Below are 11,900 nucleotides of genomic sequence, written 5' to 3'. Positions count from 1 at the left end.
GCCCGGCGCGGCGCGTTCCACGTCCACCGACAGTGACCTCCCGCCACTCGCATTAGATGCGAGATCGTCGCATCCAATGCGACCCGCTTGTCAAACGCGCAGGTCAGGAGGGACGGATTCGCACCCCCTTGCAGCAAGGAACCGCATCCACGAGGTCTACAGCCGGCGAAGCCGCTACTCACGCGACCAGCAGCGCAAACCTCAGCCGCAGTTCGCACGCGAACTGTCTTGTATTCGCATCAGATCGAATACGGCGGCGGTTGTAGTTTCCGGACCAAAAACAACGCCAACGAGTTGCAAAGACGCGTGCCCGATGTCTGAACCCAACCGGGGGACGCGGCCGTCGTACGAGGGGACAAACCCGGGGTCCGGCATGGCGGGAACACCCGACCGGCGGCCGCGGGCTCATGTGTCGGCCGTGCACGTGCCCTTGGGAGGCCAGTGTGCTTGACAGCGGAACGGCATTCGCTCGGCGAGTGCGGCTTCATCGGTTGTATCGCCATCGTGAGGACCGGCTCTTCGTCGTGCCATTGGACCATCCCATCTCGGACGGACCGGTGACCGGCGGCGGCCGGCGACTCGATCACCTGGTCGGTGTCCTGGCCGCCGGCGGCGTCGACGCCGTCGTGCTCCACAAGGGCAGCCTGCGGCACATCAACCCGCGCCGGTTCACGGACGTCTCGCTGGTCGTCCACCTCAGCGCCAGCACCGTGTTCGCGGCCGATCCGGACGCCAAGGTGCTGGTTGCCAGCGTCGAGGAGGCGCTGCGCCTGGGCGCCGACGCGGTCAGCGTGCACGTCAACCTCGGGTCTATGCAGGAGGCGCGACAGCTCGCCGACCTGGCCACCGTGGCCGACGCCTGCGACCGCTGGAATCTGCCGCTGCTGGCGATGATGTACCCCCGCGGCCCGCAGGTCACCGATCCGAATGACCCGGAGCTGGTCGCCCACGCCGCGACCGTCGCGGCGGAACTGGGCGCGGACATCGTGAAGACTCCCTATCCGGGATCGGCGGCGAACCTGGCCCTGGTCACCAATAGCTGTCCCGTCCCGGTGCTGCCGGCCGGCGGTGCCGCGCTGGCCGACGAGGCGGCCGTGCGGACGTTCGTCCAGGACGTCTTGGCCGGCGGGAGCGGCGGAATCGCCATGGGGCGCAACGTTTTCCAGGCATCGGACCCTGGTGCGACCGTGCGGATGCTCTCTGCTCTCGTCCACGCGGATACCTACGACGACATCCGAATCGGAGCTGGCAAATGACAAAGATCGTGTGGCTGGACGTGCGGGGTACGGCCGAGGAGATGCGGCCGGCGCTGATCGAAGAGGGAATTCACCAGCGCGTCGACGCGGTCGTGTCGGACCGGGCCGAGGAGCTGACTGCCCTGCCACCGACCGTACGGAAGGTGTTCTTCCCGGACGCCGAGCCGGACCTCGACACGTGCGGTGACGTCGACGTCGTGCTGGTCGACATCGGCCTGCACGGCGCCGTCGAGGAATGGGCGGCACGCCGCCCGGAACTGACCTTCGGCGCGTTCCTCGAGGTCACCGACGCCGACACTTTGGAGGCGGCCTGCCGCGCGGCGCGGTCGGGCGCGTGGACGGTCATCCTCTTCAAGGACCCTACCAAGATCCCGCTGGAGATCGTCCTCGCGGCCGCGGCGAACGCCCCAGGCGGCCTCATCACGGTGGCCGCCGACGTCACGGAAGCCGAGATCATCTTCGGGGTTCTGGAGCGCGGCGCCGACGGTGTCATGCTGCGGCCCGAGCGGGTCGGCGACATCACCGCGGCGCAGGCGGCGGCCGACGCGGTATCGCCCGAGCTGACCCTGGTCGAGCTGGAGGTGACCGCCACCCGGCACGTCGGCATGGGCGAACGGGCCTGCGTCGACACCTGCACCCACTTCCAGAAGGACGAAGGCATCCTGGTCGGTTCCTACTCGAAGGGGATGATCCTGTGCGTCAGCGAGACCCATCCGCTTCCGTACATGCCGACCCGGCCCTTCCGGGTCAACGCAGGCGCCATCCACTCGTACACCCTGGCCGGTAACGGGCGGACCCGTTACCTCAGCGAGCTGGGCGCCGGCGCGCAGGTCCTCGCGGTGGACACCAAGGGACGCACCCGGACGGTCACGGTCGGCCGCGTGAAGATCGAGTCCCGCCCGTTACTGTCGATCGACGCCGTGTCCGCCGACGGCGTCGTGGTCAACCTCATCCTCCAGGACGACTGGCACGTGCGGGTGCTCGGCCCGGGCGGCGCGGTGCTCAACAGCACCGAGCTGAAGCCGGGCGACCGGCTGCTGGGCTTCCTGCCCACCGAGGACCGGCATGTGGGCTACCCGATCAACGAGTTCTGCCTGGAGAAGTAGGAGATCCGATGCGTGTCGCGATCGTCGGGGCGGGTATGGGCGGGCTCGCCCTGGCCGTCGCCCTGCAAGAGGCCGGAATCGATTACCAGATCTACGAACGAGCACCCCGGCCGACCGAGATCGGCGCCGGGATCCACGTCGCGCCCAACGGCGTACGACTGCTGACCCGCCTCGGCCTGGCCGGGCGTCTCGACGAGATCGGGGCACGCCCGGTCGCCATCGAGTCCCGCCGCTGGCAGGACGGCACGGTGCTGGGCCGAACGCCGCTGGACGCCGAGTTCGAGCAGCGCTACGGGAGGCCCTACTACGTGGTTCACCGGATTGCCCTGCACCAGGAACTACTGCGCCTGGTGCAACCGTCCCGGTTGCATTGTGACCGCACCTGCGTGGCGGTGACCGACCACGGCGACGGCGCCGAGATACGGTTCGCCGACGGCACGGCCGTGACGGCCGACCTGGTCGTCGGCGCGGACGGCATCCGCTCGGTGGTTCGCCGGGCGGTCCTGCGGGACTTCCCGGTGTACTCCGGCTACGTCGCCTTCCGCGGCCTTGTCCGAGCCGCCGACGCCCCGTTCGTGTTCCCCGAGCCACGATTGGTGCTGTGGCTGGGGCCGGAACGGCACGTGGTGAGCTATCCCATCTCCGCTGATTTCATCAATCTGGTGGCCGTGACGCCGGTGTCCCGGTGGACGCACGACGCCTGGTCGGTGCCGGGCGACCTGGACAGGCTCCGGCACGCTTACCACGGCTGGGACGACTCGGTGCGCACGCTGCTCGGCGGCCTGACCGCGGTGACCGAGTGGGCGCTGTACGACCAAGACCCGGCGGACAGTTGGGGCACCGGCCGGGTGACGCTGCTCGGCGACGCCGCCCATGCGCTGCTGCCCTTCGTGGCGCAGGGCGCCAACATGGCCTTCGAGGACGCCGTCGTGCTCACGGCGTGCCTGCGCGCCGCGCCTGAGAACGTGCCGGGCGCCCTGCGCCGGTACGAGGACCTGCGGCGCCCCCGCACGGCCCGGATCCAGGGTGAGGCGCGCGCCAACGCGGTGTCCTTCCACCTGCCGGACAGTCCCGATCAGGTGGCCCGGGACAGTTCCGGCAGCGGGGAGAACGTGTGGCGCGACCGCGACCGTATCTTCGGCTACGACGCGGGCGCCGCGATCCCGTCCGCCCGGAGCGGCACGCATGCCTGAGCCGGCCGGCAACACGACCCCGGACATGGACGTCGCGCAGGTCCTCGACCTGGTCACCGCCGCCTGGCGCAGCCGGGCACTGTACGCGGCGGTGACGCTCGAGGTGCCGGATCTAATCGCCGAGGGGGCGGTGACCGACGCGGACATCGCCGCCCGGACCGGCGCTGACCCGGACCGGATCCACCGGCTCATGCGGCTGCTGGTGGCGCTCGACGTCTTCGCCGGTGGCCCTGAGGGATACCGGCTGACCCCGGCGTCGCAGTTGCTGCGCCGGGACGCGCCGGGCTCGCTGCGCGGCCTGTGCGTCCTGTACGGCGAGGAGTTCCACCGGGCCTGGGACTGCCTCGTGCCGGCCATCCGCGACGGGCGCTCCGGCTTCGAGTCCGCGTTCGGCCGCTCGCTGCACGAACACCTGACAGACCAACCCGGCGCCGGGCGGAAGTTCCTGGACGCCATGAACGCGGCCAACGAGTCGTTCGCCGCGGTACCCCACGCCTTCGACTTCACCGCCGCACGGACCGTGGTCGACGTCGCCGGCGGCAGCGGCCTCCTGCTGAGCCTGATCCTGCGGGCACACCCGCACCTGCACGGGGTGCTGTTCGACCGCGCCGCGATGGCATCGGTCGCTGAACAGCAGCTTGCGGACTGCCTGACGGCTGACCGGTACACGGTGTGCTCCGGCGACATGTTCGCGGCCCTGCCCGCCGACGCAGACGTCTACGTCCTGGCCCGTGTGCTGCAGGACTGGGACGACGATCGCGGTGTGCGGCTGCTACGCCGGTGCCGCGAGGCGATGACGCCCACGGCACGGTTGATGGTGGTGGAACGGCTGGTCGGCGGGCCAGATACCGATCTGCTGCCGCTGCTGTGGGACCTGCACCTGATGGTCGCCGCCGGCGGCCGGGAGCGCACCCTGCCCGAGTACCGACGGCTCCTGAACACGGCCGGCCTACGGATCGTGCGGACCGTCCCGCTCCCCTTGCAGTCCAGCCTGATCGTGGCCGCGCCGGCCTGACCGGCTCGCCGCTTGTGTGCTGTCCCGGCACCCGAACGCTCTCTGTGAGCTCAGCGCGGTTCGCCCGCACCAATCACGGTGCGGGTGAACCCGACCGTGACACAGAAGCCCGTATTCTCTGTCACACAGCCGACGATCCGCCCCGCCCAGCCTGCGGCTCGCCGTCACGACCGCGGGCGCGGGCGGGTCACCGTCCGGCCGGCCCGGTGCCTTCCGTCTCCAGCGTCTGGCCGGACCACACGATCATCGCTTCCGTGCGGTTGGTGACCTGCAGCTTGGCGAACGCGTGGTTGAGGTGGTTCTTGACCGTCTTCTCCGTCAGGTCGAGACGGTTCGCGATCGCGGCGTTGGACAGCCCCAGGCTCACCAGGTTCAGGGCATCCCGCTCGCGGGCGGTGAGGCCGAATCGCGCCTGCATCGCGCGTATCCGTTCCGCCCTCAGGCGCCGCTCCCGGTCGCGCTCAGCATGGCTGCGCAGCACCGAGGTGGCAACCGACGCGGCCGTCGGCGACAGCCAGCCTTGGCCGGCGGCCACCGCCCGCACGGCACGCTCCAGATCGGGCGGCTCGAACTGGCCGTGCACCAGGTAGCCCCGTGCCCCGCCGAGCAGCATTCCCCGGATGATCTCGTCGCTGGAGTCGCTGGTCAGCGCGAGCACGCAGGTGTGCTCGGCGAGCGCGGTCACCACGGACAGCCCGTCGGCGATGGGCATTCGGTAGTCGAGCAGCGTGACGCCGGGTCGCAGCTTGCGGGCGAGCGTGAGCGCCTCCTGACCATTGCTCGCTTGGGCGACCACGTGGATGTCCCGGGCAGCGGCCAGGACGCCGACGAGTGCCGCGCGGACGATCGGATTGTCGTCGACGACCATAACGTCGATCATGTACGCCCATCCGGCGAGGTGAGGAGGTAAAGGGCGGGTGTCCCTGTTCCGTCGAGGGGGGCTCGAACGGTGACCAGGGTACCCGCTCCCGGTGCGGGGCTGACCTGAAACGAGCCGTTGACGGCCTTGGCCCGCTCGGTCATACCCACGATACCGAAGTGGCCGCCCGCCTGCAGGGCCGTGAGGTCGCGCAGGACGAATCCGTTGCCGTTGTCCCGGACGGACAGTTCGACGAGTTGATCGGTCGCGGTGAGACGCACGTGCACCCGATCGGCGCGGCGCCGATCCCCGCCAAGACGCTGATCATCGGAATGGCCGCGATGAAGGCAGTGACCTCATCGGGCGGCCGGTTCTCCCGCAGCACCACCGCGGCGGCCGCGAAGCCCAACGCGGCCGGGGCGAACCACAGTGGCAGCGCACGCATGCCGAACAGGGCGCCGGCGAGAGCCGCGGTGCCGGCCACGTAGCGAAAGTAGGGCATGCCACCCCGGCTCAACACCAGGACGACAACCGCCACCACCCGCCCCCACTGCTCGATCAGCAGCAATCCCGCCCCGGCGGCGATGAGGACGATCGCCCCCGCCCCACCAGCACGGCACGGCAGACGGCCGCCGCAGCGACGACGCGGTCGACCGTGCCAACGCCCTGATCCACCAGCAGATGATCTCCCGGTTTGTCCACGCCCTCATCGCCGGACCGGAACGATGGCAGCACCCTACGTCACACCGCATGTGGTTTTTGCCGGCCACGCGCAGCGGGCGCATTGGGATGGGATGCGGACCCCGCCACGACGGGGATGCCTCCCCGGGCGACGAGCGCCTCCCGAAGGAGGCGGAGCGCACAATACGTCCAAGACTTGATGGTCTCTGGATTGACGGCAAAGAGCTCGGCGACCTCGTCGATTGGCTGCCGCCGGAAATGGACGGCGACGAGGACGTCCCGGAGATGGTCGGGAAGGTTGGCCAGGGCCTCCCGCACGTCCTCAGCACTGGTTTGCGTGTCGTCGGCCATGCCGCGCCGCGTACCGGTCACCTCCCAGGGCCGCCGACCGATCCACGATCGGCCAGCGGCCCCGGCCCTGAACTCACTGCTGATCGGGTTCCTCACGTCGGCAAACCTAGCTGGGCAGCACCAGCTCGGGATGGGCCCAAAGTCCCAGCCGGATTCGCGAGTTGTGCCCAACTGACGGTCCGCAGGCACAGCCAGCACGGTGAGCCGCTAGTACTCCAGCCGCACTTGCCTGATCTGGAGTTTCGGCAGCTCATCGGCATGGCCGGCGTCCGGGTCATGCTGGCCGTGCAGCTGCGGATGTCGATGCTATTCGCCGAATAGGTTGTACGGTCGCACCGTCTGTCTGTTGTGGTCGGTTGGAGTGCGGGCAGGCTCCTGTGCTTGTGTTGATCGATGAAGTTGTGGGCTGGCGGGCAGGGTTGGACGATCTGCTGGCGCGGTTCGCGCACCGGTTCGGGCGGGCGGAGCCGCGCCGGCAGGCGCTCGTACTAGCCCACGTCGAACGTCCAGCTCAAAACCGACTCCCGCGGGTTGGTGTTGAGGATCCTGCCCGTCCCGCCGGTGAACCCGATGTAGGCCTGCGCGGTGCCCAGCGTCGGCGCGAGGTCCAGCGGGACTGACAGGAGGGGCTCCGCAGGTCGGTTTGGGGAGCGGCTGGCCCATACCTGCAACCTACGCGCGGCCGCGTCGTATGCGACCCACACGTGGAATGGCCCGCTGCGGCACATGTCGAACCCCGGATCTCGCCACGCGAGGTGTTTGGTGATATCGCCGTTGGTCGTGACCGCGACGTGTTGCTGGCCGGGATCGAAACCGTCCATGCTGTTGCTCCACGCGTCGAGTTCGACGGCGACGCTGGAGTTGATGGGGTTACCCGGATCAGGCGGCCGCACGCCGTAGCCGAGTCCCCCACCGTACCCGCCCAGAGCGCCGGACCCTTCGGGCTGAAGAACGAATGCCATGCCGTCGGTCACATCGGCGATCTCAACGGCGAAGCTGGTCGTCCACGACGTACGCGTGTCTATCTTGGTCTTCGACCAGGCACTGCCCGCCTGCGCCGCGCCTGATGCGAGGACGAGACGGCCGTCCGTCACCGTGGCTGAGCCGTTCAGGTGCAGGCTGGACGAGTCGGCAAAGGTGGGATACCTCAATCGTACGGGCGGGGACGCGGCTGGCTTCAGTCGTACGGGCGGGGACGCGCCTGGCTTCGCGGGCCCTGTCGACACCGCCATCGGCGAGGGCGACACTGGGCGCGACGCCGACGGCGTAGGCTGGGCAGAGGGCGTGGGGCGGGCGGTGGGAGTGGCCGGCCGTCGACCGCCCAGCCCGGGCTGAAGCGCGTACCAGTCGGCGTAGCTATCCACCTGCTCGACAAACTCGGCAACGCTCGACGGCACGCCACCGGCGGCCTTCACGTCCGCGACCGATGATCGCCAAGCAGCGACCGCCAGCCGCCACGGATCACGCGCAAGGCCGGACACCCTGTTCCTGCCGATCAGGTCACAGGTCAGACGTGCCAGCGCCAGTACGCTCGCGGTACGGTCTCTCGGCGACGCCTTCCGCTGCGGTGCCCATTTCCGCCACTGGGCGGCGCTGAGGCCGCCGATGCCTCCGGTGGGAGTGGTCTCGAACTGCGTGGCCGCCATGACCTGACCCGCCAGCCGCGCTGGTGTCAGGTCTCGGCAGGAGGTCGAGGCCTCGGTTAACGCCGCGGCGAGGGCGGAGTCGACCGGAAGGGGGTTTGTTTGCTTCGCCGCGTCGCTGACGCCGAGGCCCGCGACGCCTACCACGAGGATCATCATTGCCGCGCCGGAGCCGGCCAGGCCGACGACGGTCCATCGTCGACCGGTCCATCGCAAGCCGGGACGGCTCGGTCGCACTCGCTCCTCAGATCCAGTGTGCACGGCTACTCCACGCGCTGATCGATGTCGAAATCACGCATGGTTGACGTGCCGGGAAGGACGGCGGTTCACGACACACTGGTCATTGGTTGCGACGGACACCTCGCCAGGGCTGAAGGGTCGGCGGCCGGCGTACCTTCTCCTTGTGCGCTTTGGTGGTGTGAGATGCTCGACAAGCCTCACATCCCAGCTCAGCCTCGCCGCCGCCGGCGTCCCCGACCAGGTCGAGTTCGCCACAAGACCGGCCCTGGCCCGGCAGACGATCGCCGCTGCGTTGGACGCTGGTGTGCCCGCACGTGTGACGGTCAACGACGGTCACACCTTGATCCGCGTTGATGACCTCGCCGAGCGGATACCCACTCGCCGGTGGCAGCAGCACAGTCGCGGGCCGGGAGCGAAAGGAACCCGCGACTACCTGTGGGCCTGGATCATCACCGCCACCCAACCTGGTGAGCACCGGTGGCTGCTCATCCGCCGCAACCGGACCACCGGCGAGCTGGCCTCCTACCCGTGCTGGTCACCGAAACCCGCGCCGCTGCACACCCTCGTGACCGTGGCCAGCTCCCGCCGGAGCATCGAGGAGCCGTTCCAGACCGGCGAGGGCCAGGCCGGCCTGGACCACTACCAGGTCCGCGGCTGGACCGGCTGGCACCGCTTCATCACCCTGACCATGCTCGCCATGGCCGTCAGGCGCGCACCTGCATGCTGATCCCGGTTGACTCGTCGTCGCTCCGAGCGGCCACCACGGCGACATGCTGCGTCGCGTTGGGCAGGGCGACAACGAGTCCCCCGACGAAACCGGCGAGCAACCCGAAAGCCGCGGCAACGGATGCCACTCCGAGGTGACTCGCCAGCCCCCAACTTCTGCCCGCACCACTGACTTGATCTCAACAAGATTGCGGTAGGTATAGGTATTCGAAGTGGGTGAGGTGGAGCGCGGCGCGGACGATGTCGCCGGTTCTTCGAGGGCTGGCCGTGGTGTGGCGCAGGGTACGCCAACGGCCGGTGAGGATGGCGAAGCCTCGTTCTCCGAGGCAGCGCATGGATCAAAGGACGGCGTTGTAGGTCCGGTTGCCAACCGCGAGGCGGCGGCCATCGGCGGGCTGCTTGTACGGGGTGTGGATGCCCTGGCCAACCCCTTGGTAGCCGGAGTCGGCCAAGGTCGGCAAGTCGAGTGCGGAAGCGGCCCAGTAGAGGGCGCCGGTGACGTCGAGGTGCTGGGCGCAGGTCAGATCGTGCAGGTGTCCGGGCAGCGCGTCGGAGGTCCAGATCGGTAGACCGTCCGGGCGCATCACGGCTTGAATGTTCGCGCCGAAGTCGCGATGTTTCCCGGAGTACCAGGCATCGATCGTTTCGCCCTTCACGCTCGTGGTGGTCTCGGCCAGCCGGTCGGTGTCGAACAGCTTCCCATCCAGGATCACGTGCAACCAGCCGTCGGCGGCGACCCGCCGCAACGCGTCGTGCAGGGTGGGTGTCTGCGCCGCCAGGACCCGCACCGCCTCGGCGACGTACCGGTAGGCGGTGGCCCTCGACACCCCGAAACCAGCCCCGAGAGTGGTCTTGTCCTCGCCCTTGCGGAACCACACCAACACGAGGATCGCCTGGTAGAAGCAGGTCAAGGCCCGCGTTCCCGAGCGGGTGCCCACCGCTCGACGTTCGGCGCGTAGAAGCCGGGCCACGTGCTGTATGAGTTCCCTGGGCACGTCGAGCATGGCACGATGGGCAATCACGTGGAGCCCTCTCGGAGACCGGATTCTGTAGGAAGAACCCTGTCTACCGATGGCTCCACGCCCACATCCAGCACTGCCCGCTATGGACGCTACGCCCGTGTTATCCCGGGTTGATCACCCAGCCTTGCTGAGATCACTTCACTGTGCTGATACAGCGAGGGGAATCTGGGCGGCACCGCCCTGAAGGTAATACTCTTCAATGTCTGAGCGTGGTCGGTGAATCGGACCCACGATACGGGCAGGGGTGCTTAGCCACCAGCCCCGTCGGCTGGTCCGAATAAGATCGGCGCCCAACTTGCGCCGCAGTCGGGAGACGATGGTGCTGACCGTCAATGGGCTCTTCGGTCGCACCATGGTAGGTGTGTTGGCGAAGACGTCCCTTCCCCTCAGTGGTACTCCTCGCGCCTCGATAAAAATCTGCAATGTAGCGGCCTCCTGGGGACTAAGCGCGACCCAGGTGCCCCTGCCCGGTAGCGCTACGCGTCGGGTCGTATCCAGCAGCATCGTGTTGGAGGCGTCTGCGGAGAGGGCTGTGTCTTCAGGTCGGCCAGCCAGCCGCCACCCGCCGCCACCTGTGAGGATGGACTCCCGACCCAGGCGCTGTCGGAGGCGGTATACGATCACCCCAACCTGGGAGGGTCTTGCGGGACGGGCCTTTGCCGGCATTGAGTGCCAGATCTCGTTTCGGCCTCGCGGCATCCCCTGTGCCTCGATCAGCGCACGCAGCACGAGGTACTCCTGCCACCCGAGCCGGATCGTGGATCGTCGCCCGCTCACCCACACCCGTCGACGGGGTAGGTCGAGATGGAGTCCGCCGAAAGAGATTGCGCCGGGCCAGGCCGGAGGGCAGGAAGCATCTGAGGCGTCAAGCCACCAACCACCGGCTCCCGCTAGGACTCGGTGGGTGCCGAGCTTGTTGCGAATGTTTGAGATGATCACGCCAACCTGCGCGAGGGTAGGCGGGCGGGAGCCTTTTGGCATGGCAGCCACGATCTCGCCGCGACGGCATGGTTTGCCGGCCCGGTCGATCAGAACCGCCAGCACCTCGGCCTGCTGGCCGCTGAGTAGCACCGCGCGCATCTCTGGATACAGCCGCACCATGCCGCTCGATGTGTTCAGCTCCACCCCGCCGTAGGTCAGTAGACGCGTCGGCGTCAGCCGGTCACGTTCGGATACCCGCACACCGCTACGAGACCGACCAACCCTCTCGCCGGCAGCATTGGGTCGGTCTGCGATTGCCGCTGCGCTGCCCGCCGTGCCGTCGACCCCTCGCCAGCCAGCGGGCTGATTTGATGCCGGGTGTCGTTCCATTTTCGCCTCGCCTCCTGCCCACGCCCGAGTGTTTTCTAGCCTTACGAGGTACCGAGCCTGTGCCGTTCACCGGACCGCGGTTTCGATCCCGCCTGACTGGTGGAGGTGTGCCACTCTCGTTTGGCGGCGGTGATCCCGGCCCTGCACCAGCCACGTCCGCGAGGCAGATCCGGCACAAGGCGCACCACCGCCCGAGGTCGCACGCACGAGATGCGGGGCTGGCCGATTCGGGCGACCGGCGTGCCTCGGGCAGCCGACGGATTCGCCGAACGGCGGTGCCCGGGGTGGGGTCGGCGGAGTCCGGCCCCACCCCGGTTCCGGTCCCGGCCCGGTCTCGGGTTCCGGGTGCTGGGGTGCGCGGCTCCTGCGTCGTGCCCGGCGCGCACCCCATGATTCATCTCCCGCTACTTGCCTGACCCGGCGAGGACGCCCTGCACGAAGTAGCGCTGGAAGGCGAAGAAGACCGCGAGCGGCACGAGCATGGACAGGAACGCGCC

General features: G+C 68.9%; 11 protein-coding genes. 6 read left to right on the top strand and 5 right to left on the bottom strand.

Annotation, left to right across the window (positions count from 1 at the left end; translation table 11 throughout):
- Positions 1–407 precede the first annotated feature (407 nt).
- The 4 genes from AB0G14_RS33675 to AB0G14_RS33660 are packed head-to-tail and all read left to right on the top strand — an operon-like array spanning position 408 to position 4,570.
- A complete protein-coding gene (locus AB0G14_RS33675; RefSeq protein ID WP_357704514.1) occupies positions 408–1,256 on the top strand; it encodes a 2-amino-3,7-dideoxy-D-threo-hept-6-ulosonate synthase in 849 nt (282 codons plus the stop codon).
- A complete protein-coding gene (locus AB0G14_RS33670; protein WP_357704512.1) occupies positions 1,253–2,362 on the top strand; it encodes a 3-dehydroquinate synthase II in 1,110 nt (369 codons plus the stop codon). The genes AB0G14_RS33675 and AB0G14_RS33670 overlap by 4 nt, the downstream gene beginning before the upstream one ends.
- A gap of 8 nt (positions 2,363–2,370) precedes the next feature.
- Positions 2,371–3,555 carry an FAD-dependent monooxygenase gene (locus AB0G14_RS33665; RefSeq protein ID WP_357704510.1) on the top strand — a complete coding sequence of 395 codons (1,185 nt, stop codon included), beginning with the start codon at positions 2,371–2,373 and terminating at the stop codon, positions 3,553–3,555.
- A complete protein-coding gene (locus tag AB0G14_RS33660; RefSeq protein WP_357704508.1) occupies positions 3,548–4,570 on the top strand; it encodes a methyltransferase in 1,023 nt (340 codons plus the stop codon). Before AB0G14_RS33665 ends, AB0G14_RS33660 begins: the two co-directional genes overlap by 8 nt.
- A gap of 187 nt (positions 4,571–4,757) precedes the next feature.
- Here the strand turns inward: AB0G14_RS33660 and AB0G14_RS33655 are convergent, their stop codons facing one another.
- Together AB0G14_RS33655 and AB0G14_RS33650 are read right to left on the bottom strand one after the other, a co-directional pair.
- Entirely contained in the window at positions 4,758–5,438 is a 681-nt protein-coding gene (locus tag AB0G14_RS33655; RefSeq protein ID WP_357704506.1) for a response regulator transcription factor, read from the bottom strand.
- Positions 5,439–5,446: 8 nt separating this feature from the next.
- On the bottom strand, positions 5,447–5,710 hold the full coding sequence (locus tag AB0G14_RS33650) for a hypothetical protein (protein WP_357704504.1): 264 nt from the start codon (positions 5,708–5,710) through the stop codon (positions 5,447–5,449).
- On the opposite strand from AB0G14_RS33650, the gene AB0G14_RS33645 reads away from it, so the two are divergent.
- Positions 5,609–5,917 carry a hypothetical protein gene (locus AB0G14_RS33645; RefSeq protein WP_357704516.1) on the top strand — a complete coding sequence of 103 codons (309 nt, stop codon included), beginning with the start codon at positions 5,609–5,611 and terminating at the stop codon, positions 5,915–5,917. The genes AB0G14_RS33650 and AB0G14_RS33645 overlap by 102 nt on opposite strands.
- A gap of 253 nt (positions 5,918–6,170) precedes the next feature.
- Here the strand turns inward: AB0G14_RS33645 and AB0G14_RS33640 are convergent, their stop codons facing one another.
- Complete coding sequence (locus tag AB0G14_RS33640; protein WP_357704502.1) at positions 6,171–6,461, bottom strand: sigma factor-like helix-turn-helix DNA-binding protein; 291 nt, start codon at positions 6,459–6,461, stop codon at positions 6,171–6,173.
- A gap of 488 nt (positions 6,462–6,949) precedes the next feature.
- Positions 6,950–8,263, bottom strand: coding sequence for a hypothetical protein (locus AB0G14_RS33635; protein WP_357704500.1), 1,314 nt, complete (start codon positions 8,261–8,263; stop codon positions 6,950–6,952).
- Positions 8,264–8,522: 259 nt separating this feature from the next.
- Here AB0G14_RS33635 and AB0G14_RS33630 point away from each other — a divergent pair, with 259 nt between their 5' ends.
- Positions 8,523–9,071, top strand: a complete 549-nt coding sequence (locus AB0G14_RS33630; protein ID WP_357704498.1) for a hypothetical protein — start codon at positions 8,523–8,525, stop codon at positions 9,069–9,071.
- A gap of 337 nt (positions 9,072–9,408) precedes the next feature.
- Here the strand turns inward: AB0G14_RS33630 and AB0G14_RS33625 are convergent, their stop codons facing one another.
- Complete coding sequence (locus tag AB0G14_RS33625) at positions 9,409–10,074, bottom strand: transposase family protein (protein ID WP_357704496.1); 666 nt, start codon at positions 10,072–10,074, stop codon at positions 9,409–9,411.
- Between the last annotated feature and the right edge of the window lie 1,826 nt (positions 10,075–11,900).

It is taken from the genome of Micromonospora sp. NPDC023814 (genome assembly GCF_040639595.1).
Classification (GTDB): Bacteria; Actinomycetota; Actinomycetes; order Mycobacteriales; family Micromonosporaceae; genus Micromonospora.
This window is presented reverse-complemented; position numbering and strand designations above follow the sequence as displayed.